Origin of the sequence: Streptomyces sp. NPDC007808 (assembly GCF_042868655.1) — a bacterium.
Lineage (GTDB): Bacteria > Actinomycetota > Actinomycetes > Streptomycetales > Streptomycetaceae > Streptomyces.
Genome location: NZ_JBIAEQ010000001.1, coordinates 741,663 through 768,183, shown reverse-complemented (window position 1 = coordinate 768,183; position 26,521 = coordinate 741,663). Strand labels below are relative to the sequence as shown.

General features: G+C 72.3%; 24 protein-coding genes and 1 pseudogene. 13 read left to right on the top strand and 12 right to left on the bottom strand.

All coding sequences use genetic code 11. The annotated features are described in order from the left end of the window. Window positions 1–5: 5 nt before the first annotated feature. Window positions 6–1,916 (bottom strand): molecular chaperone DnaK, encoded by a 1,911-nt coding sequence (gene dnaK / locus ACFYNL_RS03435; protein ID WP_388795698.1) that lies wholly within the window; start codon window positions 1,914–1,916, stop codon window positions 6–8. Window positions 1,917–1,967: 51 nt separating this feature from the next. Next, complete coding sequence (locus tag ACFYNL_RS03430; RefSeq protein ID WP_388795695.1) at window positions 1,968–2,456, bottom strand: general stress protein; 489 nt, start codon at window positions 2,454–2,456, stop codon at window positions 1,968–1,970. A gap of 223 nt (window positions 2,457–2,679) precedes the next feature. On the opposite strand from ACFYNL_RS03430, the gene ACFYNL_RS03425 reads away from it, so the two are divergent. Next, window positions 2,680–4,452: a PucR family transcriptional regulator gene (locus ACFYNL_RS03425; RefSeq protein ID WP_388795692.1), complete on the top strand. Its 1,773-nt coding sequence runs from the start codon at window positions 2,680–2,682 to the stop codon at window positions 4,450–4,452. 197 nt (window positions 4,453–4,649) lie between these two features. Further along, window positions 4,650–4,877 carry a hypothetical protein gene (locus tag ACFYNL_RS03420; protein WP_388795689.1) on the top strand — a complete coding sequence of 76 codons (228 nt, stop codon included), beginning with the start codon at window positions 4,650–4,652 and terminating at the stop codon, window positions 4,875–4,877. A gap of 67 nt (window positions 4,878–4,944) precedes the next feature. On the opposite strand, the gene ACFYNL_RS03415 is transcribed toward ACFYNL_RS03420, so the two are convergent. Beyond that, window positions 4,945–6,156 carry an acyl-CoA dehydrogenase family protein gene (locus ACFYNL_RS03415; RefSeq protein WP_388795686.1) on the bottom strand — a complete coding sequence of 404 codons (1,212 nt, stop codon included), beginning with the start codon at window positions 6,154–6,156 and terminating at the stop codon, window positions 4,945–4,947. Window positions 6,157–6,326: 170 nt separating this feature from the next. Then, complete coding sequence (locus ACFYNL_RS03410) at window positions 6,327–6,701, bottom strand: four-helix bundle copper-binding protein (protein ID WP_388795683.1); 375 nt, start codon at window positions 6,699–6,701, stop codon at window positions 6,327–6,329. A 126-nt stretch (window positions 6,702–6,827) separates the two neighbouring features. Here ACFYNL_RS03410 and ACFYNL_RS03405 point away from each other — a divergent pair, with 126 nt between their 5' ends. From ACFYNL_RS03405 to ACFYNL_RS03395, 3 genes are all read left to right on the top strand, one after another. Further along, window positions 6,828–7,232: a ChaB family protein gene (locus tag ACFYNL_RS03405; RefSeq protein ID WP_388795680.1), complete on the top strand. Its 405-nt coding sequence runs from the start codon at window positions 6,828–6,830 to the stop codon at window positions 7,230–7,232. A 38-nt stretch (window positions 7,233–7,270) separates the two neighbouring features. Then, complete coding sequence (locus ACFYNL_RS03400) at window positions 7,271–7,627, top strand: DUF6479 family protein (RefSeq protein WP_388795677.1); 357 nt, start codon at window positions 7,271–7,273, stop codon at window positions 7,625–7,627. A 103-nt stretch (window positions 7,628–7,730) separates the two neighbouring features. Further along, window positions 7,731–8,081 (top strand): hypothetical protein, encoded by a 351-nt coding sequence (locus tag ACFYNL_RS03395; protein WP_388795674.1) that lies wholly within the window; start codon window positions 7,731–7,733, stop codon window positions 8,079–8,081. Window positions 8,082–8,456: 375 nt separating this feature from the next. Here ACFYNL_RS03395 and ACFYNL_RS03390 read toward each other — a convergent pair whose 3' ends face one another. Next, window positions 8,457–10,841 carry a phosphoketolase gene (locus ACFYNL_RS03390; protein WP_388795671.1) on the bottom strand — a complete coding sequence of 795 codons (2,385 nt, stop codon included), beginning with the start codon at window positions 10,839–10,841 and terminating at the stop codon, window positions 8,457–8,459. A 61-nt stretch (window positions 10,842–10,902) separates the two neighbouring features. On the opposite strand from ACFYNL_RS03390, the gene ppk2 reads away from it, so the two are divergent. Continuing rightward, the gene (ppk2, locus tag ACFYNL_RS03385; RefSeq protein WP_388795668.1) at window positions 10,903–11,706 is read left to right on the top strand and encodes a polyphosphate kinase 2; all 804 of its coding nucleotides are present in this window, start codon (window positions 10,903–10,905) and stop codon (window positions 11,704–11,706) included. Between the two features lie 14 nt (window positions 11,707–11,720). Here ppk2 and ACFYNL_RS03380 read toward each other — a convergent pair whose 3' ends face one another. The 3 genes from ACFYNL_RS03380 to ACFYNL_RS03370 form a co-directional block, all read right to left on the bottom strand. Then, the gene (locus ACFYNL_RS03380) at window positions 11,721–12,344 is read right to left on the bottom strand and encodes a universal stress protein (RefSeq protein WP_388795665.1); all 624 of its coding nucleotides are present in this window, start codon (window positions 12,342–12,344) and stop codon (window positions 11,721–11,723) included. Between the two features lie 25 nt (window positions 12,345–12,369). Further along, window positions 12,370–13,275, bottom strand: coding sequence for a universal stress protein (locus ACFYNL_RS03375; protein WP_388795662.1), 906 nt, complete (start codon window positions 13,273–13,275; stop codon window positions 12,370–12,372). Between the two features lie 317 nt (window positions 13,276–13,592). Then, on the bottom strand, window positions 13,593–14,525 hold the full coding sequence (locus tag ACFYNL_RS03370) for a carbamate kinase (protein WP_388795659.1): 933 nt from the start codon (window positions 14,523–14,525) through the stop codon (window positions 13,593–13,595). Window positions 14,526–14,716: 191 nt separating this feature from the next. Here ACFYNL_RS03370 and ACFYNL_RS03365 point away from each other — a divergent pair, with 191 nt between their 5' ends. Next, a complete protein-coding gene (locus tag ACFYNL_RS03365; RefSeq protein WP_388795656.1) occupies window positions 14,717–15,181 on the top strand; it encodes a cyclic nucleotide-binding domain-containing protein in 465 nt (154 codons plus the stop codon). Beyond that, window positions 15,178–15,406: pseudogene (locus tag ACFYNL_RS03360) on the top strand (CBS domain-containing protein); the annotation flags it as partial. The gene ACFYNL_RS03365 and the pseudogene ACFYNL_RS03360, both read left to right, overlap by 4 nt. Window positions 15,407–15,482: 76 nt before the next feature. Here the strand turns inward: ACFYNL_RS03360 and ACFYNL_RS03355 are convergent. From ACFYNL_RS03355 to ACFYNL_RS03340, 4 genes are all read right to left on the bottom strand, one after another. Beyond that, window positions 15,483–16,361, bottom strand: a complete 879-nt coding sequence (locus ACFYNL_RS03355) for a universal stress protein (protein ID WP_388795653.1) — start codon at window positions 16,359–16,361, stop codon at window positions 15,483–15,485. 283 nt (window positions 16,362–16,644) lie between these two features. After that, entirely contained in the window at window positions 16,645–19,014 is a 2,370-nt protein-coding gene (locus ACFYNL_RS03350) for a glycoside hydrolase family 65 protein (RefSeq protein ID WP_388795650.1), read from the bottom strand. A gap of 11 nt (window positions 19,015–19,025) precedes the next feature. Continuing rightward, window positions 19,026–19,784 (bottom strand): HAD family hydrolase, encoded by a 759-nt coding sequence (locus tag ACFYNL_RS03345; RefSeq protein ID WP_388795647.1) that lies wholly within the window; start codon window positions 19,782–19,784, stop codon window positions 19,026–19,028. 2 nt (window positions 19,785–19,786) lie between these two features. Further along, the gene (locus tag ACFYNL_RS03340; RefSeq protein ID WP_388797278.1) at window positions 19,787–20,668 is read right to left on the bottom strand and encodes a universal stress protein; all 882 of its coding nucleotides are present in this window, start codon (window positions 20,666–20,668) and stop codon (window positions 19,787–19,789) included. Window positions 20,669–21,445: 777 nt separating this feature from the next. On the opposite strand from ACFYNL_RS03340, the gene ACFYNL_RS03335 reads away from it, so the two are divergent. The 5 genes from ACFYNL_RS03335 to ACFYNL_RS03315 all read left to right on the top strand — a co-directional run bounded on the left by ACFYNL_RS03335 (window position 21,446) and on the right by ACFYNL_RS03315 (window position 26,450). Beyond that, window positions 21,446–22,714 (top strand): FAD-dependent oxidoreductase, encoded by a 1,269-nt coding sequence (locus ACFYNL_RS03335; RefSeq protein WP_388795643.1) that lies wholly within the window; start codon window positions 21,446–21,448, stop codon window positions 22,712–22,714. A 147-nt stretch (window positions 22,715–22,861) separates the two neighbouring features. Continuing rightward, window positions 22,862–24,247 carry a rhodanese-like domain-containing protein gene (locus tag ACFYNL_RS03330; RefSeq protein WP_388795640.1) on the top strand — a complete coding sequence of 462 codons (1,386 nt, stop codon included), beginning with the start codon at window positions 22,862–22,864 and terminating at the stop codon, window positions 24,245–24,247. Between the two features lie 337 nt (window positions 24,248–24,584). Beyond that, window positions 24,585–25,541 carry a sulfite exporter TauE/SafE family protein gene (locus ACFYNL_RS03325; protein ID WP_388795637.1) on the top strand — a complete coding sequence of 319 codons (957 nt, stop codon included), beginning with the start codon at window positions 24,585–24,587 and terminating at the stop codon, window positions 25,539–25,541. Between the two features lie 206 nt (window positions 25,542–25,747). Next, window positions 25,748–26,038, top strand: coding sequence for a hypothetical protein (locus ACFYNL_RS03320; RefSeq protein ID WP_388795635.1), 291 nt, complete (start codon window positions 25,748–25,750; stop codon window positions 26,036–26,038). A gap of 124 nt (window positions 26,039–26,162) precedes the next feature. Beyond that, window positions 26,163–26,450, top strand: a complete 288-nt coding sequence (locus ACFYNL_RS03315; RefSeq protein ID WP_388795632.1) for a metal-sensitive transcriptional regulator — start codon at window positions 26,163–26,165, stop codon at window positions 26,448–26,450. Window positions 26,451–26,521 lie beyond the last annotated feature (71 nt).

Sequence of the window (26,521 nt, the reverse complement as noted above, 5' to 3'; positions counted from 1 at the left end):
GTTCCTCAGTCCTTGTCGAACTCGGCATCGATGACGTCGTCGTCACCGCCACCGCCGCTCGGGCCGCCACCGGTCGCACCGTCCCCGGTGGTGTCCTGGTCGGGACCGCCCGTGGTGGCGCCGGCCTGATGCGCCACCAGCCCTGACAGCACCTGCTGGAGTTCGGAGGTCAGGGGCCGCACCCGCTCCACACCTGCCTCCTCCTTGACCGCCGCCCGGGCGTCCGACACCAGCATCTCGGCGCGTGCCTTCTCGTGCGCGGGTGCGCCGTCGCCCAGCTCGGCGAGGCGCTTTTCGACCTGGTACGCGACGGCATCGAGTTCGTTGCGGGCATCGACGGCCTCGCGCAGGGCCTTGTCCTGGCCCTGGTTGCGCTCGGCCTCCTGGACCATGCGTTCGACTTCGCCACGGTCGAGGTTGGAGCTCTCGGTGATGGTGATGCCCTGTTCCTTGCCGGTGTCCCGGTCTCGGGCCTTGACGTTGAGAATGCCGTTGGCGTCGATGTCGAAGGTGACCTCGATCTGCGCTTCGCCGCGCGGCGCCGGGCGTATGTCGGTGAGCTGGAAGCGGCCGAGCACCCGGTTGTCGGCGGCCCGTTCGCGCTCGCCCTGCAGGACGACGATGTCGACGGCGGGCTGGTTGTCCTCGGCGGTGGAGAAGGTCTCGGTGCGGCGCACGGGGATGGTGGTGTTCCGCTCGATGATCTTCGTCATCACGCCGCCGCGTGTCTCGACACCCAAAGACAGGGGTGTGACGTCGAGCAGCAGGACGTCCTTGACCTCGCCCTTGAGCACCCCGGCCTGGATCGCGGCACCCAGGGCCACGACCTCGTCGGGGTTGACGCTCATGTTGGGTTCCTTGCCGCCGGTCAGCCGGCGCACAAGGGACTGGACGGCGGGGATGCGGGTGGAGCCGCCGACGAGGATCACCTCGTCGATGTCGCTCTCGCCGACCTTGGCATCGGCCATGGCCTGCTGGACCGGCCCGAGGCAACGCTCCACCAGATCGCTGGTGATCTGCTCGAACGTGGACCGCATGACCGAGTCGGTCAGATGCTTGGGCCCCGAGGCATCGGCCGTGATGAACGGCAGGCTGACCTGCGTCTGCGTCACCGAACTCAGCTCGGTCTTGGCCTTCTCCGCCGCCTCGAACAGGCGTTGCAGGGCCTGCGGATCCTTGCGCAGATCGATGCCGTTCTCCTTCTGGAAGTCGTCCGCGAGGTAATCCACCAGACGCCGGTCGAAGTCGTCACCGCCCAGGTGACTGTCGCCCGCCGTGGAACGCACCTCCACCACGCCGTCGCCCACGTCGAGGATGCTCACATCGAACGTCCCGCCGCCGAGGTCGAAGACCAGCACCGTCTCGTGCTGCTTCTTGTCCATGCCGTACGCCAGGGCGGCCGCGGTCGGCTCGTTGATGATCCGCAGCACCTCCAGTCCCGCGATCCGCCCGGCGTCCTTGGTGGCGGTGCGCTGGGCGTCGTTGAAGTAGGCGGGCACGGTGATGACCGCCTCCGTGACCCGTTCCCCGAGCTGCTTGGAGGCGTCGTCGGCGAGTTTGCGCAGCACCTGGGCGCTGATCTCCTCAGGCGCGTAGAGCTTGTCGCGCACCTTGAAGCGGGCGACGCCGCCCTCACCCTCGACGACGTCGTACGCCACCGCTCTGGCCTCGTCCGGGATCTCCTCGAAGTGCCGGCCGATGAACCGCTTGGCCGAGTAGATGGTGCCCTTGGGATTGAGGATCGCCTGGCGTCGGGCCAGCTGGCCCACCAGCCGTTCCCCGGTGTCGGTGAAGGCCACCACGGACGGCGTCGTACGGTTGCCCTCGGTGTTGGGCACCACGGAAGCTTCGCCGCCCTCCCACACGGCGATCACCGAGTTCGTGGTGCCCAGGTCGATGCCCACTGCCTTGGCCATGAGGAACTCCTCCCGTGCGGCGGCAAGCGCCGGCACTGCGGATCCGATCGTTCAGGTATGGGCGGGACGTCCCCCGGCACCGGCGGTCGGCAACCCGCCGAGCAGCCGTACCGCCTCGTCGGCGACCGCTTCGTCCACGACGACGTCGTACCGGCTGGGCTGCATCGAGCGGACGGAGGCGAAGTCCCGTCGGCCGCCCTGCAGGGCGTACAGCAGCAGGCCGAACAGCGCCCCCACGATCGCTCCGAAAATCAGGCCGTAGAGGGCGACGAGCAGGGCGGAGACGAGCGGGTCCACCCAGTCGACCAGGCCGAAGAGCCAGCCGATCAGCGCCCCGGGAAGGGCCCCGCTCGCCGCTCCGTGCAGGGCGGCCCTGCCGTAGTCCATACGGCCGACGACCTGCTCGACGAGCCTGACGTCCTGTCCGATGATGGCCACCCTCTGCACGGGAAACCCCTGGTCCGAGAGGTGGTCGACGGCGCGTTCGGCTTCCTGGTACGTCTCGTACGTGGCGACGGGCCTACGAGGCTGCTCGCTCATCACCCAGTCCTTCCTGCCCGTGTGCACGGCGGCCCCCGGCACGCCCCCAGACTCGCGAGCCGAGCAGCTCTGCGCCTGCACCCGGCAGGTCAAAGAACAACGGAGCCCGTCCCCCCGCGAGCACGAGAGGGACACACCGGACATCTCGGGTACTTTGGTCGGGGACGGCGCAGAGGAAGAGTCGCTGTCACCTCTCTGGGGGCTCAGGGAAGGGAGCAATCCCATGGCCAGCTTCAGGGGCCGGAGCGTGTACCGACGCCGTCCCCACCGGGAAGGCGGCCTTCCGCCGGGCCGTCTGGGACAGCACCCCACGATCTCGCGGCGCGAGGCTCGCCCGCCGCTTTCCCCCCTGGCATCCCACCAGTGGCCGGCAGTCTCTCGCGCCCTGTTCGACACTCGGGACGAAAGCGAGATCCTGCGCCTGGCCATGAGCCACGTGTCGACTGTCGGCCCGTTCAGAGCCGAGGCCGGATACCTCAGGGTGCACGGCCATATGGTCCCCAGCCCGCAGGTCGGGCCGGGTCATGTGTCAGCCGTGGACCGGACGGTGCGAGAGCTGACAGGGCGGGACGTCCCCGTGACCGTTCCCGGCCGGTCCAGGGGCCGGGCCTTGGCCCTGCACGGACCCGGGGGCCTGCACGGCTACCTTGTGGTGACGTCTCGCTCCCGGCCCACCGAAGCCCAGCACTTCCTGCTCGCCACGCTCGTACGCCTCACCGCCGCGGCCCTGTCGGTCGCCGTCGCGCACCGCAGGCAGCGGGAAGACGCCCTGGAGCTGCACCGACTGCGACGGGAACGGGCAGCCTTCCAGGGGCGGCTGATCTCTCTCGTGGTCGAGCTGAGATATCGGCGGGCCGTGCACGAGGCCCTCGCCGAGGTCGCGGCCTCGGGCGGCGGCGAGGAGGCCATCACCAGCGCACTGCATGAGCTCACCGGATTTCCCGTGCTGGTGGAGGATCGCTTCGGCCGACTGCGGTCCTGGACCGGTCCCGGCCGGCCCGACCCCTATCCGGAACCGGACCCCGCACGCCATGAGGAGATGCTCCAGGGGGTCGCCCGGAGAGGCGGGCCCGTGCGCATCAACGACCGGCTGATCTCCCTGGTACGCCCCCGCGGTGAGGTCCTCGGAGTACTGGCCCTGGTCGATCCCGAGAACGACGCCGACGAGTACACCGTGTTCGCGCTGGAGCACGCCACCACGTCACTCGCCGTGGAACTGTCGCACCTGCGCCATCTGGCGGAGGCCGAGCTGCGACTGCGCCGCGAACTGGTCGACGATCTCCTGGGGGGCACGGACGAGGCGAGCGCCTACGCCCGGTCCGAGGCGTTCGGACACGACCTGCATCAAATCCAGTACGTGGTCGTCGTGCAGTGGAGGAACCAGGCCGCGGACGACGCTTTCGCGCGGACCGTGGGCCGGGCGGCTTCGGCCGTGGGCATGCCGTCGCTGGTGACTCGGCGTTCCGACCACGTGGTTCTGATCGCCGAGGGCAGCCCCCACGACCACGCCTTGTACGAGACGCTCGCCCGGGAGACCGGAACACCGGACGGGACGATCGGGGTGAGCGCCCGCTGCGACACCCCGGACGGTATCCCCGGCCGCTACCAGGAAGCACTGCGCGCCCTGGAGGTTCGCCTCCGGTCCCGAAGGCGATACGGCACGACGTTCTTCGACGATCTGGGCCTCTATCGCATCCTGGGGCCTGGAAACGAATACCAGGAGCTGGAGGCGTTCGTTCGGGAATGGCTCGGTTCCCTCGTCGACTACGACGGCCGGCACCGTACGGCTCTCGTGGAGACCCTGTCCCGGTACTTCGACTGCGGTGGCAACTACGCCGAGACCGCCGAATCCCTGGCGATCCACCGCAGCACGCTGCGCTACCGGCTCCAGCGCATCCGTGAGATCAGCGGCCATGACCTCACGAGCGTGGAGGACCGCCTCAACCTGCAGGTCGCCACCCGGGTATGGAAGATCATGCTGGGCGGACCGGGGTGAGGAGCCCACGCACCGCGGGGCCGGCTCCACTGTCCCCATCGCCGTAGGAGCAGGCTGCCCCTCCGCCGAAGGCTCGTCAGCTATCACCAGACGGTCGGCAGCGGCTCGAATGCGACCTTGCCGCCCGGCGCCGCCCCGAGTCCTCGTCCGCCATACGACAGCAGCTCACCGACGAGGTCAGCAGTCTGCTGGCGCGAATGGCCTTCCACCAAGCGTGGTTCCAGATCGAGGCCCCAACCGCCGCGGGCCCCTACGCGACCCTCGTGGCCACGGCGCGAGCGGAAGCCGGCGCGCAGATGAGCCTCGCCTGGCAGCAACCACCGATCACTACCGACAGCGGCATGAACCTCGGTATCCCGTACCCCCGGGACCGATCGAACGCGGCCCGAGCCACATGCATCGAGGTGCTGCGCCAACACCTCTGAAAGGATCGTGATCTTGGTGCCAACTATCCCTCTTTTGTGCCAACTAAAAATCCTCGTCACACGCGGGCTACCGCCGGACCCGGGGCATCCCCAGGCCGATCCACGAGATGATCTCCCGCTGGATCTCGTTGTTGCCGCCGCCGAAGGTGAAGATGACGGCCGAGCGGTAGCCGCGTTCCAGTTCGCCGCGCAGCACCGCCCCAGCCGAGCCCTCCTTCAGCGCCCCCGGTGCCGCGACGACCTCCATCAGCCACGCGTACGCGTCGCGGCGCGCCTCGGAGCCGTAGACCTTGACCGCGGAGGCGTCCTGCGGGGTGAGGGTGCCGTCCTGGACGGCGCCGACCATCCGCCGGTTGAGGAGCTTGAGGGCGTCGAGCCTGGTGTGCGTCTGCGCGAGGCGGCGGCGCACCCAGGGCAGGTCGATCACCCGGCGGCCGTCGGCGAGCTTGGTCTCCATGGCCCAGCGCTGGACGTCGTGCAGGGCACGGACGGCCATGGTGCCGTGGGCGGCGAGGGTCACGCGCTCGTGGTTGAGCTGGTTGGTGATCAGGCGCCAGCCCTGGTTCTCCTCGCCGACGCGGCGGGAGACGGGGACACGGACGTTCTCGTAGTAGCTGGCCGTGGTGTCGTGCGAGGCGAGGGTGTTGATGAGGGTGCAGGAGTAGCCCGGGTCGGTGGTGGGGACGAGGAGCATGGTGATGCCCTTGTGCGGCGGGGCCTCGGGGTCCGTGCGCGTGGCCAGCCACACCCAGTCCGCGGTGTCGCCGTTGGTCGTCCAGATCTTCTGGCCGTTGACGACGTACTCGTCGCCGTCGCGTACGGCACGTGTCCGCAGGGCGGCCAGGTCGGTTCCGGCGTCGGGCTCGCTGTAGCCGATCGCGAAGTCGATCTCGCCGGAGAGGATCTTCGGCAGGAAGTACGCCTTCTGCTCGTCCGTGCCGTACCGCATGATCGTCGGTCCGACGGTGTTGAGCGCCATCAGGGGCAGCGGTACGCCCGCCTGGGCCGCCTCGTCGAAGAAGATGAACTGTTCCATCGCGGTCAGGCCGCGTCCGCCGTACTCCTCAGGCCATCCCACCCCGAGCCAGCCGTCCGCGCCGAGCCGGCGGATCGTCGCCCGGTAGTGGCGCTTCTGAGCGCCCGGGTCGGCGACGGGGGTGCCCGTCGCGCCCTTCCCGTCCTGGGGCGGGGTGCGGTCGGGGTGCGGTGCGAGTCCGGCGAAGTAGGCGCGCAGTTCGGTGCGCAGCCGCTGCTGCTCGGGCGTGTATTCGAGGTGCACGGCGCCTCCAGGCTCCCCAAGGGCGGTCCTGACGGCGCACACCGTAGAACGTGTTTCAGAAATTGGGAATGGCGATGCCCGAACCGGCGTGCGGCCGCTGCCGCCCTCGCGGGCGCCGGTGGCCCGTCGCGGGCGTCGGTGGCCCCTCGCGGGCCGGTGGCGCGGGCCCCTCAGTCGAGCGTGGCCATGAACTCCGTACATGCCTGCGCGCAGTCCCGGCACGCCTGCGCCGCGTCCTCGGCACCCGGGTACCGGTCGAAGGCGTGGGCGCACTCCAGGCACACCGTCCGGGTCCACTCCAGCTGGGCGCGGAGCGCGGCCTCGTCCATCTGGTTCTGCTCGGCGAGCACACGGCAGGTCGCGTCGCACACCTCGGCGCACAGGATGCCCTTGCGCCGCACCTGTTCCTGCTCCTCGGTTCCGTCCGGATCCACCAGGCTGGCACGCAGGGCGCAGGCCCGGGCGCAGTCGGTGCACGCCTGCGCGCAGGTGAAGCGGTCCTCCAGGAACTGGACGAGCTGCTGCTGGGACGTTGTCGATGTCACATCCGCCGGGTAGCCGGTCGGGGTGCCGCCAAACCCGGTGCTCGCAGGGGCTCGGGCCGGTTTTCCCGCCCATCGCGCCGGGCACTCGGACGGCCGGTCCGATCACGACGGAGGGAGGTGGGCGACATGCCCGGACGACAGGAACTGCCGTCGACCCTGGAGCGCTCCCCCGAGGACGCCCGGCGGACCTGGATCAAGGCGCACGACTCGGCCGTCGAGACGTACGGCGAGGGGGAAAGGGCCCACCGGGTGGCGTTCGGCGCGCTGAAGCACACGTACGAGAAAGTCGGCGACCACTGGCAGCGCAAGGAGGGTGGCCGCAAGGGGCCCTCCGACCCGCGGTCGGCCCGGCCCCGCGGGCGGGGCGGCCGAAGCGGCGAGGGCGTCGACGAGAAGGCGTCGAAGCAGCACCTCTACGACCTGGCCCGTGACCTCGGCATCGACGGCCGCTCCCGGATGTCGAAGGCGGAACTGATCGACGCGATCCGGGGGGCGAACCGTTCCAGGACCCGCGCGGCACGATCAAGGTGAGCGGGTTCACCCGGGACGCCGGGGGTACTCGCGGGGCCATGAACATCGCATCGATGAACATCGCCGCGGAAGGTGCGCTCGGCATCGGACTGATCGTCGCCGGTCTGGTCGTCGTGGCGCTGCTCATCGGCGCCTTCGTCCTCGGCGCCCGCATCAGGCGTCGGGAGCCGGCGCCGCCACGCCCTGAGGAGCAGCCCCGTCTGCCCGCGGAGGGCCCGGTCCACGAGGTCCGGGAGAACCGCGAGCCCCATGAGATGCCCAGAAGCGACCACCGGCTGACCGCCCACGAGATGCCCGCCCACGGCAACATGGCCTCGCGACCCAGCGAGTCGAAGGAGCGGCCGCGCTGGGACGAGGGCAGCAGCGGGTCGTTCGGCAGCGGGGGCCCGGGCTGACACCCGGCGCCCGCCCGGCTGACCGCTCCGTCGGCCGCCGCCCCGCCACGCCCCGCACCGTCCGGCCCTGTCCGGGGCCGTCCGTACACAGGAAGTGAGAACCATGGCCGACCACGCGCGCAGCACGCTGCCGCTGCCCGACTACGACCACCTGCCGATCGGCGGACTGGAGAGCCGCGTGCGGTCGCTGGACACCGGTGAGGTGGAGGAACTGCTGGCCTACGAGCGGTCGCACGCGGACCGGCTGCCGGTGACCGAGCTGCTGTCCGCCCGGCTGGAGCAGCTGAGGTCCGGTGCCGAGCCCACGTCCGGCGACCCCGGTGCCCTGCGTCCGGAGCAGAGCACGCGCCACGCCGGTTCCCCGGTCTCCCCCGCCACATCGCCCCAGCCGTCCGGTCCGCCGCCGCACGGCACGCCGGACCAGCGCGGCAAGCCGAAGAGCGACCGTACGTGATCGTACGTATCCCGACGTACGTGACCGTACGCCTCCCGATGTCGGCACGGGGCCTCCCGTGATCCGCGCCGGGGAGGTTCGACGGGCCCGCGCTCCGGCGCGGGCCCGTCGTGTCGTGCCCGGGGCGTGATGCCCCGACGCGGGCGGCGGGGGCGAGGTGTCGACAGGACGGTGCCGGCGTCCCGATGGCTGCGGTCCGACGGTGCCCGCGAGGGAGATCTCGGTGCGGGCCCGTCGGTGGGCCGTCCCGGCGGCGCCACGGCTCGCGGCGAAGAATCCGCGGCGCGAGACACGGCTCGGAAAGCGCCGTCTCGACGCCGGCATGATCCATCGGAAATCGCCGTGTCGACGCCGGCATGATCCAAACGACAGGCCCTAGCGGAGCGCGAACGTCCACTCAGCGACCTCGGGCAGATCCGTGCCGTGCTCCCTGATCCACGCGTGGTGCCGGGTGCGCGCGTCGGCCATCTCCTGCCGGGCGCCCGCCGCGCGCACCGCGAGGCCGGGAACGCGGTCGATGACGTCCATGACCAGGCGGTAGCGGTCCAGGTCGTTGCGGACGACCATGTCGAACGGCGTGGTGGTGGTGCCCGACTCCTTGTAGCCGCGCACGTGCAGGTTCGGGTGGCCGGTGCGCCGGTAGGCGAGCCGGTGGATCAGCCACGGATAGCCGTGGTAGGCGAAGATCACCGGCTTGTCGGTGGTGAACAGGCCGTCGTACTCGAAGTCGGTCATGCCGTGCGGGTGTTCTTCACGCGGCATCAACCGGGTCATGTCGACGACGTTGACCACGCGTACGGCGAGGTCGGGCAGGAGGCGGCGCAGCAGCTGGGCGGCGGCCAGGACTTCCTGCGTGGGGACGTCGCCGGCGCAGGCGAGGACCACGTCCGGTTCGCCGCCGTTCTCCGAGCCCGCCCAGTCCCAGATTCCGGCACCGCGCGCGCAGTGGGCGACGGCCTGCTCCATGGACAGCCAGTCGAAGCAGGGCTGCTTCCCGGCCACGACGACGTTGACGTAGTCCCGGCTGCGCAGCGCGTGGTCGGCGACCGACAGCAGGGTGTTGGCGTCCGGCGGCAGGTAGACGCGGACGACCTCGGGGCTCTTGTTGAGCACGTGGTCGACGAAGCCGGGGTCCTGGTGGGAGAAGCCGTTGTGGTCCTGGCGCCACACGTGCGAGGTGAGCAGGTAGTTGAGGGAGGCGACGGGGGCCCGCCAGGGCAGCTCGCGGGAGGTCTTCAGCCACTTGATGTGCTGATTGACCATCGAGTCGACGATGTGCACGAACGCCTCGTAGCAGGAGAACAACCCGTGCCTGCCGGTGAGGAGGTAGCCCTCCAGCCAGCCCTGGCAGGTGTGCTCGGAGAGGATCTCCAGGACCCGGCCGTGCCGGTCGAGGTGCTCGTCGACCGGGAGGGTCTCCGCCTGCCACGCCTTGCCGCTGGCGCCGAACACGGCCTGCAGGCGGTTGGAGGCGGTCTCGTCGGGGCCGACGAGGCGGAAGTCGCGGCGGGTCGAGGTGTCCGCCATGACCTGTTCGAGGTAGTCGCCGAGGACGCGGGTCGGCTCGTGCAGGGTCGTGCCGGGCTTGTCGACCGGCACCGCGAAACGGTCGAGGGACGGCAGCGGCAGCTCGCGCAGCAGGAGGCCGCCGTTGGCGTGCGGGGTGGCACCGAGCCGTCGAGTGCCCTCGGGGACACAGGCGAGGACGTCCGCGACGGGCCTGCCGTCGGCGTCGAACAGTTCCTCGGGGCGGTACGAGCGCAGCCACGCCTCCAGCTGCCGCAGGTGGTCCTGGTTCTCCCGGACGCCGGCCAGCGGGACCTGGTGGGCACGCCAGGTGCCCTCCACGGGGACACCGTCGACCTCGGCGGGACCGGTCCAGCCCTTCGGGGTACGCAGGACGATGACGGGCCAGTGCGACCGCTCACCCACCCCCTCCTCGCGGGCCGTGCGCTGAAGCAGGGCGATGCGGTCGAGCGCGTCGTCGAGGGCCCGCGCCATGGCGCGGTGGACGGTGGCCGGGTCGTCGCCGGTGACATGGATCGGTTCGTGGCCGTAGCCGCGCAGCAGGGCGTCCAGTTCGGCCTCGGGCAGACGGGCCAGAACGGTCGGGTTGGCGATCTTGTAGCCGTTGAGGTGCAGGATCGGCAGGACGGCACCGTCGTGCACCGGGTCGAGGAACTTGTCGGAGTGCCAGGACGCGGCCAGCGGCCCGGTCTCCGCCTCGCCGTCGCCGATCACACAGGCGACCACCAGGTCCGGGTTGTCGAAGGCGGCGCCGTACGCGTGCGACAGCGCGTACCCGAGCTCACCGCCCTCGTGGATGGAGCCCGGCGTCTCGGGCGCCACATGGCTCGGCACGCCGCCGGGGAAGGAGAACTGCCTGAAGAGCCGTCCCATGCCGCTCGCGTCCCGCCCGACGTCCGGGTACGTCTCGCTGTACGACCCCTCCAGCCAGGAGTTGGCGAGCACGGACGGGCCGCCGTGGCCCGGTCCCCACACGCACAGCGCGTTCAGGTCGCGGGCCCTGATCACCCGGTTCAGGTGCGTGTACACGAGGTTCAGGCCGGGCGAGGTGCCCCAGTGGCCGAGCAGCCTCGGCTTGATGTGCTCCGCCCTGAGCGGTTCGCGCAGGAGCGGGTTGGCCAGGAGATAGATCTGACCGGCGGCCAGATAGTTCGCGGCCCGCCAGTGGGCGTCCAGGGTGCGCAGCTCGTCGTCGGTCAGTACGGTGCTGTCCTGGTGTTCGAGCTCGGGCATCGGTGACTCCGGAAGTCGTCGAGTGGGTCGTCGACGGGGTCGACGGGCGGTGGGAGGCGGCATGGCCGGCAAACAGGCGGAGAAGCTGCCGCGCAAGGTGTACGAGAAGGAACTGCTGCGTCTGCAGAGCGAGTTGGCGAAGCTGCAGGAGTGGGTGCGTACCGAGGGTGCCCGCCTTGTCGTCATCTTCGAGGGGCGGGACGCGGCGGGCAAGGGCGGCACCATCAAACGGGTCACCGAGCACCTCAACCCGCGCGTGGCGCGTATCGCGGCCCTGCCGAAGCCGACCGAGCGCGAGCGCACCCAGTGGTACTTCCAGCGGTACATCCAGCATCTGCCGGCCGCCGGGGAGATCGTGCTGTTCGACCGCAGCTGGTACAACCGGGCCGGCGTCGAGCACGTGATGGGCTTCTGCACCAGGGAGGAGTACCAGCTCTTCCTGCGTCAATGCCCGATTTTCGAGCGGATGCTGGTGGAGGACGGGATCCTCTTGCGCAAGTACTGGTTCTCGGTGAGCGACGAGGAGCAGCAGGAGCGCTTCCGCCGCCGTCTGGAGGACCCCTTGCGGCGCTGGAAGCTGTCCCCGATGGACCTGGAGTCGATCACCCGGTGGGAGGAGTACTCCCGGGCCAAGGACGAGATGATGGTGCACACCGACATCCCCGAGGCACCCTGGTTCGTCGTCGAGAGCGACGACAAGCGCCGGGCCCGGCTGAACATGATCGCCCACCTGCTGGAGTCCGTGCCGTACGAGGATGTGCTCCCGCCGGTGCTGGAGCTGCCGGAACGGCCGGAACCCACCGGTTACCAGCGGACGCCGCGTGATCTGCAGACCTACGTCAGGGACCACGCGGCGACGTTGTGAACCGGCCACGGCGCTCACGCCTGCTGCGGGACGACGGCGACCGGGCAGACGGAGTGGAGCAGGGCCGCGTGCGCGATGCGGCCGAGTGACGGCCCGGGATGTCCCGTGCGGCGCTTCGATCCGACGATCAGGAGGTCGGCGCCGTGCGAGGCGTCCACCAGCGCGCGGCGGGCAGGAGCCTCGACGGTACGGCGGTGCACCTGAACGCCGGGCGGGGTGTCGCGAAGGGCCTCGGTGAGGATCTCGTCGGCGTGCCGCTCCTGCGGTCGGGCCGGGTCGTCGGCCGGCAGCGGGTGGTCGCCGGTCTCGTGCGCCGGGCGGCGCCAGGCCCGTACGGCCTCCAGGGCGACACCGCGGCGCCGCGCCTCTTCGCGGGCGAACCGGACGGCGGCCGAGCCCGCGGCGCCCTCGCCGACCCCCACGACGATCCGGCCGCGCACCGCAGGCGTGGCCTGGTTGTCGTGGCTGCCGCGCGGTACGACGACCGGGCGGTCGGCGCGCGCGGCCAGAGTCCGGCTGACGGAGCCCAGCAGTGCGGCGGCGATGCCGCTGCGCCCGCGGTTGCCGACGACGAGCGCGCAGCCGGCCCGGCACTCGCGTGCCAGGGCGGGTCCGGGCTCCTCGACCGCTGCCTTCATGAGGTCAACTCCTGGAAGTCGGCGATCAGTTGTGGGCGACGACGGCTACGGGGGCGGTGGCGTGGTGCAGGACGGCGTGGGTGACGGGGCCGATGTGGGTGCCGAAGGGGCTGCGGCGGATACGGCGGCCGACGACGACCAGGGATGCTTCCTTGGCGGCGTCCACCAACCGGATGCCCGGGCTGCCGGACGGGGTCTCCTCGGTGATCTCGACGTCCGGGTACTTCTTCCGCCAGGGCCGCAGGGCTTCCGCGAGAAGGGCGGCCTGCTGCCGGGCGATCTCGTCGTGGAAGCGGCTGTCGACCGCGAGGCCGTAGACGTAGTACGGCGGCAGGTTCCAGCCGTGGATCGCCCGCAGGCCGGTCCCGCGCCGGGCGGCCTCCTCGAAGGCGAACTCGATGACGGTGTCGTCGGGAGCTGCGGCGTCGAGGCCGAGGACGACGGGCCGGTAGGGCGTGGCGGCGGACGGGATGCCCGTGCGATCCGGTTCGTGCTCGTCGGCGGCCTGCTCGCCGGCGCGGACCAGGACGACCGGCCGCTCGGAGCGGGCCACCACGGACAGGCCCACCGAACCGACCATGAACCCGCCGAAGCCACTGAGACCACGCGAACCGAGGACCAGCAGCTCCGCGTCCGCGGCGGCCTCGACCAGGGCGTCGACGGCCCCGCCGGTCACCTGCTCGGTGGTCACCTCGACACCGGGGTGACGCAGCCGGATCCCCTCGGCGGCCTCACGTGGAATCCGCTCGCTCCAGTGCTGCTGGGTCTCTGCGCCGAGCAGGGGGGCCTGGGCCATCGGTTCCGGTACGGGCTCCCAGACGTGGACGATCTTCAACGGCAGATGGCGCAACGTCGCCTCGCGAGCCGCCCACTCGGCGGCGGCCCGGCTCTCCGCCGATCCGTCGAGACCTGCCACAACAGTGCGGACCATGGTTCTTCCTCCTCAGGGGGTCTGCTTCAAGCGTCGGATCCGGCGGGCCGTGGTTGCAGGGGCCGTTGGTCCCCGGCCGGGACCGACCGGCCCCACGGCCCCTCGCGGTCGGCGCAGCCGGGAGTGGCGCTCGGGAAGCCCTCGGCCGGCGGGCCGCCGTCGGTCGGGCCGCTGCCGGACCCGGGGCCGAACGCGGGTGCGGGTGCGGACATGTCGCAGCAGGGAAGACCGGGGCCGGGGGACTGAACGTCCGCTTCGAAGGCACCAGCCGGTGCCTGTCCTCGCCGGACGTGGCGCCGCGGTCGGTGACGGTCGCGTCAACTGACATCGGTCGCCGGGAGATCGGGCTGCACGAGGGTTCCGGAGCGGCCGTGCACGATCTCGTACGCCGCGTCCAGCGCCCCGATGCCGGCCAGCTGGCCGGTGTTCTCGACGAAGCGGGCCGCGGCTTCGGCCTTGGGACCCATCGAGCCCTCGGCATAGTGGGCGTCACGCAGTTCCGCGGGCGTGGCGTCCAGGACCGGCCGCTGGTCGGGGGTGCCGTAAGCGGCGTACACGTTGGGGACGTCGGTGAGGACCAGCAGGAAGTCGGCCTTCACTTCCTCGGCCAGCCGGGCGGCCGCGAGGTCCTTGTCGACGACCGCGTCGAGGCCGTGCAGCGCGCCGGTGGCCCGATCGCGGACGACGGGAACGCCTCCGCCTCCCGCGCAGACGACCACGGTCCCCGCGTCGAGCAGGACGCGAACGACGTCGGCCTCCAGGATCCGCTCGGCGTCGGGTGCGGGGACCAGGCGCCGCCAGCCGTGCCGGTCCTGCGCCATGAGCCAGCCGTACTTCGCCGCCAGGAACCGGGCGGCCCGCTGCGGGTAGAGGGGTCCGACGAACGCGGAGGGATGCGCGAAGGCGGGATCGTCGGGCCGTACCCGGGTGTGCGTGAGCAGCGTGACGACCCTGCGCCCGGGCAGCACTCCCCGCAGGGTGCGCTCCAGGAGGCTGCCGATCATGCCCTGGGTCTGGGCGCCGAGCAGATCCAGCGGGTAGGGAGCGCTGAGGGCGGCGTCGGCGGTGCTCTGGGCGGCGAGGAGGCCGAGCTGGGGTTCGTTGCCGTGGGTGATCACGAGTTCGTGCTCATGGGCGAGGGCGGCGATCGCGGTGGCGACGCGGACGATGTTCGTGCGCTGCACGTCCGCGTCGGGGCGCTCGCCGCGGCGCAGCAGGGCGTTGTCCCCCAGTGCGACGACGATGCGCATGGCCTCGCCCCTCTCCGCGAGTGTCCCCGTTCTCATCATCGGACGGCGGGCGGTGGGCCGCCCCAGGGCCCGAAGGGCGCCCGCGGCCCGCCGGTCGGCCCGTCCCTGGGGCCGGACGGCCCATGGCCACGCCCGCGGCGGGTGTCCACGCTGGAGGTGGTAGCTCCGTACGCCCGACCTGGAGGCACGCCATGAACGCACCGGTAACTGCCAGCATGCCCCGGGCGCTGCCCGTGGAGCACCGGGACCGGCTGCTGCGGATCGCCCGTGAGGTGTCGTTCCCGCAGGGCGCACGGCTCTTCGACGAGGGCGGTCACGCCGACCGGTTCTGGATCATCCGGACCGGCACGGTCGAACTCGACACGCGGGTACCCGGCCGCCGGCCGGCCGTCATCGAGTCCCTCGGGCACAACGAACTCGTGGGCTGGTCCTGGCTGTATCCGCCGTACACCTGGCACCTGGGCGCCGAGGCGGCCACGCCGCTGCGGACGTACGAGTTCGACGCGACGACGGTGCGCTCGATGTGCCAGGCGGACCCGGATTTCGGCCGCAGCATCGCCCGGTGGGTCGGCGAGGTCGTGGCCCACCGCCTGCAGGCGGCCCGTGGCCGGCTGCTGGACCTGTACGGCCCGTACGGCAGTGGCGGCCCGCGCTGAGGACACGGTCGTCCCGCGAACGAGCCCACCGAGAGGCTCAGGACCGCAGGGTCAGCGCCCTGCCGGTGGTGGTCGGCGCGGGCCGGCTCCTCGGGGTCCGACCTGGAGAAGGCCGGTTCGGTGACCGCGGACGAGCTGATGACGTGACCTGCCCTGACCGTCCTGCCCGACGCGACGCTCGCGCAGGCCGCCCGCACCATGGCCCGGGCCGGGGTCAAGCGTCTGCATCCGCCGATCTCCGCCGGGGTCGACGGCCGCGCGCTGACGGCGGGCTGGGCCGAGACGCCCCGCCCCTCGCACGTCACTCCTCGCCCGTGCGGACGACGGCGACCGGGCAGTGCGCGTGGTGCAGCAGGGCCTGGCTGACCGAGCCCAGCAGCAGCCCGGCGAAACCGCCGTGGCCGCGCGCGCCGACCACGACGAGCCCGGCGTCGGAGCTCGCCTCGATGAGCGAGTGCCGGACCCGGCCCCGGACCAGCTCGCGGTGCACGGTGACGTCCGGGTACTTCTCCCCCAGCCCGCCGAGCGCCTCGGCCAGCACCCGCTGCTCCTCGTCCCGCAGCCGGTCCTCGTCGTACGTCACGAAGGGCGGGTCGCCCGGGCCGTCGTAGGCGCGTTCGGTGCGCGGGCTCCAGACGTGCAGCGCGATCAGGTCGGTGCCGTGCCGGGATGCCTGGGCGAAGGCGAACTCGACGGCTCCGCGGGCGGCGGGTGACCCGTCGACGGCGAGCAGGACGGGCCCTTGCGGGCTGGTCCGGCCCCGCACCACCAGCACCGGGCAGCCGGCGTGGGCGGCCAGATGACCGGCGGTGGAGCCGAGCAGCAGGCTGCCGAACCGGCCCAGACCCCGGCTGCCGACCACCGCCAGGGACGCGGTGCGCGACTCGATCTCCAGCACCATCACCGGTTCGCCGACGACGATCTCGCGTATCACGTCGGTGCCGGGCGCGGCCTGGTGGGCGCGCCGTTCCGCCTTGGCGAGGGTGCCGTCGACGAGTTCGCGCAGCCCGGCACCGCTCGGGTCCCAGGGCCGACCCGGCGGGACGTGCGCGGCCGGCCACCCGAAGGCGTGCACCAGCCGGAGCCCCACCCCCCGCGACCCGGCCTCGCGCGCCGCGATCTCCACGGCCGCCATGCTCGACGGCGAGCCGTCCACCCCCACCACAACCGGGCCGTTCATCGCACTCCCCTTTCCGGGCGAGTTCCGTGGGCTCCGTGCGGTCTCCCCGTGCCGGGACCGCCGGTCCTCGTACCTCGGGGCGAGGGCGGCACCGTACGGCCGGGCCCGGGATCCGGCGGTCTCGGCCGGCCGCCGTCGTCTCGTCCTCCTCCCAGCCTCACTCCGCCGACGGCATCCCGCACAGGGCCGTACGGCCCCGGGGCCCCGAGGCCGTACGGCCGACCTCGGCCCGGTGCCGGTCGCGTCGAGGCGGTCGTCCGCGTCGGCGTCCTTGGGGCGGGCGTCAGTCGCGCAGTTCCAGCCGGGTCGTCTCCCCTGGTTCGACGACGACCGCTCGGTCCGGCAGCCGTACGTCGATCGCGGACGCGTCCGACGAGGGCACGGCGATCTCCAGCTTGCCTCGCTCCAGGCGCAGCCGCACGCCCCAGTTCCCCTGGTAGCGCAGGGAGAAGCCGTAGGAGGACAGTTCCGGCAGCGGCACCGGGTCGAGCCAGAGGGCGCCGTCGCGGGTCTCCAGGCCGGTCAGTCCGCGCTGGACCAGGTCCAGGGTGCCGGCCATGGCGCCCAGGTGGATGCCTTCGCCGGTGGTTCCGCCCTGGACGTCGGCGATGTCGCCCTGGAGGGCCTCCTGGCAGAACTGCCACGCCTCGGCACGCCGGGCGCGGGCCAGGACCCAGCCGTGCACCAGGCCGCTGAGGGTGGAGCCGTGGCTGGTGCGGTGCAGGTAGTAGTCGACGGTGCGGTGCCAGGTATCGTCGTCCAGGCGCAGCCCCAACCGGTCGAACAGGCCCCGCAGTTCGGTGGGTGAGAACAGGTAGCCGAGCATCAGGACGTCGGCCTGCTTGGACGCCTGGTAGCGGTTGACGGTGTCGCCCTCCGCCTCCAGGATCCGGTCCAGTCGGCGGATGTCGCCGTAGCGCTGCCGGTACTCGTCCCAGGGGAGCTCGGCGAGTTCGCCGTAGCCGTCGAACTGGCTGATCACGCCGCGGTGGAAGGGCACGTACAGGGTGTGGGACACGTCCTCCCAGTGGTCGAGCTCGCCCCCGTCGAGTCCCGTGCGCTCGACGAGTTCCCGCAGGCGGGGCTCCGGGAGGGCGTGCAGCAGCTCCAGTGTGCGGGCGAGCACCCAGGCGGCGGTGACGTTGGTGTACGCGTTGTCGTCGAGGCCGGGCGCCGTGGCGCCGGGGTAGGCGTCGTGGTACTCGTCGGGGCCGACCACGCCCCTGATGCGATGCCGGCCGATCCTCTCGTCGTAGGTGGCCGAGTCCGCCCAGAAGCGGGCGATCTGCAACAGCATCTCGGCGCCTTTGGTGTGCAGGAACTCCATGTCGCCGCCGGCCTCGCAGTACTGCCACACGTTGTAGGCGATGGCCGAGCCGACGTGGTACTGCAGGTGGGAGTGGTCGGGCAGCCAGCGTCCCGAGCGGGGGTTGAGGTGGAGCTGCTGGGTCTCCTCCCGGCCGTCGCTGCCGCTCTGCCACGGGTACAGCGCGCCTCTGCGGCCCACCGCCTGGGCGGCGTTGCGGGCAGGTTCGAGGCGCCGGTGGCGGTAGCGCAGGAGGGCCCGGGAGACCTCGGGGAAGTGCAGGTTGAGGTAGGGAAGGACGAAGAGTTCGTCCCAGAAGACATGGCCCCGGTAGGCCTCACCGTGCAGCCCCCGGGCCGGTACGCCCACGTCGAGGTCGGCGGTGTGCGGTGAGAGCGTCTGGAGCACGTGGAACAGGTGCAGCCGCAGGATGCGGCCCGACTCCCCCTCGACATCGAGTTCCGCCCGGCGCCAGAGCTGGTTCCAGGCCGTGAGGTGCGACTCCAGCAGGGCGTCGAAGTCGGGTGCCCGGCCGACCCGGTCGACGGCGGCGTACAGGGGGTCGCTGATGGCCGGGTCCCGCGAGGTGTGCAGGGCGACGGTCTTGTCGACGGTCCTGGTGTCGCCCTCGCTCAGGTGCAGGCGCACATGCTGGGCGGTGCGCGGGTTCTTGTTGCGGAACATGACGGGCGCGTCGGCGGTCAGCCGGGCGGCCATGCCGATCCGGATGTCCGAGGTGCGGGTGCGGCAGCGCAGCCACACCGTGTCCGGTCCGGCGATGCCCGCGTGCACATGGGTGAGGTGACGGCCGTCCAGGTCGCGGTAGCGCGGCACGCCGTCGTTGGTGACGCCCCCGTCCATGGAGGCCTCCACGTCGAGTTCGCCGGAGAAGTTGTCGGCGGTGAACTCGGTGCGCAGGGCGCCCAGATGCGGATCGCCCATGTGCACGAGCCGCTGCTGGCGTACCGACAGCACCCGCCCCTCGCCCACGTCGAAGCGGGTGTGGCGTTCGAGGATGCCGGAGGACAGGCGCAGGCCCATGCTGTGCGTGAGGACCGGGGCGGTGTCCGGGCTGAGCCAGTGCCCGTGCCGCAGGCGGAACCGCAGCGGCAGCCAGTTCGGCATGTTGACCATGTCCTCGTTCTCGACCTTGCGGCCCGAGACGTCGGAGGTGAGCCGGTTGTAGATGCCCGCGATGTAGGTGCCCGGGTAGTGGATGTCGTCGGCGTCGCACTCCGGGAGCGCGCCCCGGGTGGCGAAGTAGCCGTTGCCCAGGGTGCACAGGGACTCCCTCAGCCGTTCGTCCGCGGGCTCGTAGCCCTCGTACTCCCAGGTCCAGCCCGTCACTTGGTCGCTCCTCACACCAGCAGTTCCGCGAGATCGCGTACGACGAGGTCGGCGCCGTGCCGCCGCAGCGCCTCCCCCGAGTCCCCGGTGCCGGCCCGGTCGACGCCGACGACGAGGGCGAAGCCGCCGTTGCGCCCCGCCTCCACGCCGGCGAGGGCGTCCTCGACGACGGCGGCCCGGCCGGCGTCTGCGCCGAGCCGCTCGACCGCGGTGAGGAACAGGTCGGGGCGCGGCTTGCCCGGCAGTCCCAGCCGGGCGGCCTCGCCGCCGTCCACCAGCACGTCGAAGAGGTCCAGCACCCCCGCCCGGGTGAGCAGTTCACGGGCGTGCCGGGACGCCGAGGCCGCCGCCACGGATGTCCCCGCTCCGCGCAGGGCGCGCACCAGCCGTACCGTTCCCGGGAACGCGGCCACGCCGTGCTCGCGCAGCCGCTCGGTGAACAGCCGCTCCTTGTCGGCGGCGACCTGCCGCACCGTCTCCTGCGAGGTGTCGGCGCCGCGCGAGGCGAGGAAGGCGGCTGCCCCGTCGAGGCGGGACCTGCCGTCCACGTGGCGCAGATAGTCGTCCCGGTCGTCGAACGGGCGCCGCTGAGCCGGGTCCGCGGGCGGATGCTCGCGCAGGAAGGCGTCGAACGCCGTCTTCCACGCGGCCGCGTGCACCCGGGCCGAGTCGGTGATCACTCCGTCGGTGTCGAAGACGACTGCCCGGATGTCCCGGAGCGCGGGTGCGAGCGCGGGGTGGGAGGTGGTCGGGGTGAGGGGAGGCTCCATGATCACTCCGGATGCGGTACGACGGCCACGGGGGCGTCGGCGTGGTGCAGCAGCGTGTGCCCCACCCGACCGAGCTGAAGCCCGAAACGGCCCGATCGGCGGCGGGCACCGATGACGACGAGGTCCGCGGCGGCCGACCGGTGCAGCGGGAGCCGGTGGGCCGGGCCCCGCGCGGTGGTACGGCGCACCCGCACGCCGGGGTGGTCGACCCTTGCGTCATGGAGCACGGCGTCGATCAGGGCGGAGGCCTGTTCCTCCTGATGGTGGGCCGGCTCCCCGGTGAGCGGGACATGGTCGGCGGTCCGGTGCGCGGGTGCCCGATAGGGGCGTACGACGTCGAGCGTGCACCGGCGTGTCTCCGCCTCCCGGAAGGCGAACCGCGTCGCTTCACCGGCGACGGCGGGATCGGCGGCAGCGAGCAGGATCCGCTCGTGGGTGCCTTCCGGGCCGGCCCTGTCACCGCGGACGACGCTCATCGGCCCGGGCGCGCGGGCGGCCACGGTGCGGCCGACCGAACCCGGGAGCAGGCCGCTGAGCCCGCCGCGGCCCCGGGACCCGGTCACCACGGCGAAGGCATGGAGGGCTTCATTCAGCAGCGCGTTCACCGGCTCGTCGGGTACCACGTCGACGGAGACCTGCACATCGGGAGCGCGTCGGCGGGCGCGTTCCGCCGCTCGGGGGACGACGGTGTCCGCCGTCAGCTGCCCGGACGGGCTCTGCGGGCCGCCGTACGAGCGCGGCTCGCCCTGCTCGCAGCGCTCCCACAAGGACGCGTACACCAGGCGCGGGGCCACAGCGTGCCGGGCCGCCTCGTCCACGGCCCGGTGGACCGCCCGTGGGCTCGGCTCCGATCCGTCGACCCCCATGACCTCGGGCAGCTCCATCGCGGCCACCGCCTTCCTCAGGCCGCGGCGTGATGCGGCGCGGCTCCCACTCCACCGTCGCACGCCCGTCCCGGGATCGGCGTGGGGCCATTCGGCCCCGGCCCGGGTCCGTCGGGAGGCTTGCGCTCCGCGGCGCTGTGCGCGGCCTGTCCCCGCATCAGGCGCCCGAGACCACGACGGTGACCGTGCCCCCGGCCGGGCGGGCCGTTCGTCTCCCGCCGCAGGGCGCACCGGCCCTGGTCGTGCCGTGCCGTGTGTGGTGTGCTGGAGGTGACGGAAAGGGCCCACGCCCCAGGCGCGGGGAAGCGGCTTCGGGCCGCGCACCGCGCAATCAGGATCCGCGAGAAGTGGATGGGTCCTTTCCGCCCCTTTCTCCTGTCCTGCCATCCGCCGTGATGGGCTTCGAGCCCGCGCGGTCGTGCGAGGGGATGCTCGCGTTCGCCTTCCCGAGCGCCGGGCGGTGCCCCGTCACGCTCGGGCCGGACATCTGACTCGCGCCTCCTGGCCCTGCCCTCCCCCGAGTCGGTTCCCCTCCTGGCCCGGTCCCACTGCTGACCTGGTCCCACTCCTGACGCCGGTCCGCATTCCGCTTGCCGGTCCTCCGCCGGTCGTCCGGACCGGTTCCCGAGAGGCGCGCCATTCCGGACATTGCCTGACAGGCAAATACCCCGCCCGGTATTTGACGGCCTCCAAGGCCCGTCCTACTCTCCCGAACAGGAAACCCCCGGGGGTATTTGAGGAGGCAACGAAATGCCACAACCGGAAAGGAGCACCGCCTTGCCCGCCACTCCCCCACCCGCATCCGAGCACCCGACGTCGCCGGCACCCCGCGGCGGCGGCACAGAGCCGACCTCCGGCCGTCACCGCGTCGTCGTCATCGGTGGCGGCAGTGCCGGGATCAGCGTCGCCGCCCGTCTGCACCGCGCCGGCGTCACCGGCATCGCCCTGGTCGAGCCGTCCGACACGCACTGGTACCAGCCGCTGTGGACCCTCGTCGGCGGCGGCCAGGCCCCGCTGCGCACCAGCCGCCGCCCGGAAGGCTCCCTCATACCCGATGGCGTGCGCTGGATCCGTGGCCGCGCCCTGGGCGTCGACCCCGAGGCCCGTACGGTGAACCTGGCCGACGGCGCCGTACTCGCCTACGAGCACCTGGTCATGGCGCCCGGCCTCCAGCTCGACTGGGACGGTGTGCCGGGCCTGGCCGAGGCCGTCGGTCATGACCGGGTGAGCAGCAACTACTCACCCGAGTACGCACCGCGCACCTGGGAGCTGATCAGGCGGATGCGTTCGGGCACAGCGGTCTTCACCCACCCGGCGACCCCGCTGAAGTGCGGCGGCGCCCCGCAGAAGATCGCCTACCTGGCCGCCGACCACTGGCGCAGGCAGAAGGTGCTCGACGACATCCGTGTCGTCCTCGTCGTCCCCGATCAGACCCTCTTCAAGGTGCCCGCCTGGTCGGAGGTCCTTCAGCGGGTGGCCGAGCGCTACGGCATCGAGGTGCGACTGCGCTCCGAGATGACCGCGGTGGACGGCGGCGCCCGCGAGATCACCGTCACCGACCATGCGACGGGCACCGCGCAGACCATCGGCTACGACCTCCTGCACGCCGTGCCCCCGCAGCGCGCCCCCGACTGGGTCGCAGCGAGCCCGCTCGCCGACCCGGCCAGCCCGCAGGGCTTCGTCGCCGCCGACCAGTACACCCTGCAACACCCCACGCACCACGACGTCTTCGCCATCGGCGACGTGGCACACCTGCCGACCTCCAAGACCGGTGCGGCGATCCGCAAACAGGCCCCCGTGGTGACCGGAAACCTGCTCGACGTCATGAACGGCCGCGCTCCGTCGCACCATTACGACGGGTACACGTCCTGCCCGCTGGTGACCGCCCGGGACCGGATGCTGCTCGCCGAGTTCGACTACGACCTGCGACCCGCCCCCACGTTCCCGTTGCTCGACCCGTTCAAGGAGCGGCGTTCGATGTGGCTGTTCAAGCGGTACGCGCTGCCGCGGGTGTACTGGCACGGCATGCTCCGCGGCCGCCTCTGACCGGCCGGCCCGGGCCTCCCCCGACCGGGCCGGCCTCCTTTCCCTCGCGACCACCCTCGGCAAGGAGGACCCGACACGGAACTCTCGATACCCCCTGGGGTATGGCCGCCGCGAATCCCGCATCCGTCTCCCACGGAGGACCCGACCATGCTCTTCGTCCAGTACTACCTCGACTGCCTCTCCCAGGCGTCGTACATGATCGCCGACGAGGAGACGGGCAGGGCGGTGGTCGTCGACCCACGCCGGGACATCTCCGACTACCTCACCGACGCCGACGCACACGGTCTCACCGTGGAGGCCGTCATCAACACCCACTTCCACGCCGACTTCCTCGCCGGCCACCTGGAACTGGCCGGCCGCACCGGCGCCTGGATCGGCTACGGGCGGCACGCCGAGGCCGAGTACCCCATCCGCGGGCTGGCGGACGGCGAGCGGATCAGCCTCGGGGACGTCCAGCTGGAGATCCTCGAAACCCCGGGCCACACACCCGAGTCGATCAGCATCCTGGTGTACGAGCACGCCGCCGACCGCGTCCCCTACGGCGTCCTCACCGGGGACACCCTGTTCATCGGCGACGTGGGCCGCCCCGATCTGCTCGCCTCGCTCGGCGCGACCGCCGACGCGCTGGGCCGGATGCTCCACCACAGCGTCCAGCGCAGGCTGATGGCGCTGCCCGACACGGTGCGGGTCTTTCCCGCCCACGGCGCCGGTTCCGCCTGCGGCAGGAACCTCTCCACCCGGCGGCAGTCCACCATCGGCGAGCAGCGCGCCACCAACTACGCCTGCCGGCCCATGAGCGAGCAGCAGTTCGTCGAGCTGGTCACCGCCGGACAGCCAGCCGCGCCCGCCTACTTCGCCCACGACGCCACGCTCAACCGCACGGAGCACGGCCTGTTCGATCCCTCCGCCGGGGCCCGGCCGTTGTCCGTCCAGGAGTTCACGCGTCGACGGGCCGCAGGCGCGGTCGTGATCGACGCCCGCTCACCGCGGGAGTTCGCCGCCGGTCACCTTCGCGGCTCGCTCAACGTGCCCGCCGAAGGCCGCTTCGCCGAGCAGGCCGGCATGGTGGTCGCCCCGGGGCAGGAGGTCGTCGTGGTGGCGCCCCAGGGCCGTGAGGAGGAGCTCGTCACGCGGCTCGCGAGGATCGGCTTCGACGAGGTCGGCGGCTGTCTGCGCGACCCCGAGGGCGCGTTCGTGCTGCTCGCGGACGAGATGCGGCAGGCGCGCCGGCTGACGGCGGACGAGTTGCGCCGGGCGCTGGCGGGCGACGAGCCGCCACTGGTCCTGGACGTACGCAACCTCGCCGAACGCGAGACGGGCCTCATCGCGGGCTCGCTGCACATCCCCCTGGCCGAACTCACGCGCCGGGTCGGGGAGATACCCGCCGACCGCCCTGTCGTCGTGCACTGCGCGGGCGGCCACCGCTCGTCCGTAGCCGCCGCCCTGCTCCGGCACCGGGGGCTCAGCGATGTCTCCGACCTCTTGGGCGGCTACGGCTCCTGGGCCACCCGGACCGCGCCGGCCGACGCCTGACCCGTCGCGCTCCGGGCGGCGAGCCGAATCGACCACCCGCCGACGCTGACCGTCACGCTCCGAGCGACGAGCCGAATCAACCACCCGCCGACACTGACCATCGCGCTCCCGGCGACGAGCCGAATCAACCACCCACCGACGCCCGGCCAACTCCCCGACAGCGAGGCATTGCCATGACCGCCAGACCGTCCGCCGGCGCCCCGCTCCTCACGACCGGGGTCACGGAGGCCGAGCCGACCGGCACCGGCGCCGAGAGCCTGTCGCGGCCGAGGCCGCCCCGGGTCCCGGAGCCGCGTGTTGGTCTCGCTTCGCGCGCGACCGGCACGCGGAGCGTCGTGTGATCACCCTCGTCGTCGCCGCTTCGCTGCTCATCGGGGTCAGCCTCGGCGTCCTGGGCGGCGGCGGGTCCATCCTCACGGTGCCCGTGCTGGTCTACCTCGCGGGCGTGGACACCAAGGAGGCCATCGCCACCTCGCTGCTCGTCGTCGGCGTCACGAGCGCGGCCGCAGTGGTCCCGCACGCCCGCGCCGGGCGGGTGCGGTGGCGTACGGGGCTGCTGTTCGGCCTGGCCGGCATGATCGGCGCCTACGGGGGCGGACGGCTGGCCGCCTTCGTCCCGGGCCCGGTCCTGCTGACGTTGTTCGCCGTGATGATGATCGGCACCGCAGTCGCGATGATCCGCGGCCGCCGCACCGCGCCGGGACAACGCCGTCGGGAACTGCCCACCGCGCGCCTCCTGGTGGACGGCGTCGTCGTGGGCCTGGTCACCGGACTGGTCGGTGCGGGCGGGGGCTTCCTGGTGGTGCCCGCCCTAGCCCTGCTCGGCGGGCTTGCGATGAACGTCGCGGTCGGCACTTCCCTGCTGGTCATCGCCATGAAGTCGGCTGCCGGGCTGGCCGGTCATCTCGCCGACGCGCACATCGACCCGGCTCTGGCCGCTCTCGTCACGGCGTCCGCCGTCGTCGGCGGTCTCCTCGGCGGGCGGATCGCCGGACGGATCCCTCAGGACGCGCTGCGCAGGTCCTTCGGCTGGTTCGTCGCCGTCATGGGTGCCCTCGTCCTGGCCCGGCAGACCGGCTCCGGGCTGCGGCAGATGCTGCTGACCAGCCCCTGGAGCTGGGGCTGCGCGGCCGTGGTCGCGGGCATCGTGGTCGGCCGGCTCGTGCCGCGCCGCTTCGGACGAGGGCCGGACCGCCCCGGCGACCCGGCCCGCCCCACGGGCGGCGAGGAGGGGCGCGTGTTCTCGCCGCCGTCCCGCGGGAGCGGCTCGGCTCCGCCGCCCCGCGACCCATGAGGACGTGCCCGCCGTCAAGGCTCTCGTGCTGACGGCGCCCCTTGGGTCGCGCCGACGCCACCCCTGCCGGTCCGAGGACCACCGAGCGCCCCTCGGGCGGGAACATTCCAGGTCCGCCCGGCGCTGACACTCGTACCCCTCCCGGTATCAGTTCCCCGGGCGACGCCGGCCACGGCCCGCCGCCCGTTCACAGGAGTGTGAGCACCATGCAGCAGGCAGGACAGGACCGAACCGCCGCGGCCGAGGACGCGTCCCTGGTGACCACCTGCGGGCGGCGGATCGCCGTGCGGTGTCTGCGGCTCGCGTCCGCGGACCGGCCCGTCCGCCGGATCGCCCTGGACGTGGGCCGGGATCAGGGCGGAGAACCGGGGGTGTGGGCGGCGCTCACCGCCGACGAGGCACGTGACCTGGCCGGCCTCCTCCTGCTGCACGCGGGGCTGGCGGAACACGGCGCCGCGGCGGGTGGACGGCCGCGAAAGGCCCCCTCCGCGCTCTGACTTCGGCGCTCCGCCCGGCACTCGCGAGGACGCTCAGCGGACGCGCATGTCGATCCTTGACGGTCGACGCCGTCCCGAACCGGGACGTACAGTACCCCTAGGGGTATTTCTTCGAGGAGTGAACGTGGAACTGGAGCTCGAAGGCGCGGAACTGAAGGCCGTGCTGAACCGGCTGCGCCGCGCACAGGGCCAGATCTCCGGTGTGATCCGGATGATCGAGGAGGGGCGGGACTGCGAGGACGTGGTCACGCAGCTCGCCGCCGCATCCCGGGCTCTGGACCGAGCGGGCTTCGCGATCATCGCCACCGGTCTGCAGCGGTGTGTGACGGACATCGAGTCAGGTCGTAGGAACGGCGAGGACACGGACGCGATGCGCGCCCGGCTGGAAAAGCTGTTCCTTTCGTTGGCGTAGTGCGCGCAGCGGCCGTGTGCCTCGTCCGACCGGACCCCGAGGCGGGTCGCCGCCGGGGCCGTCGGCGCTCA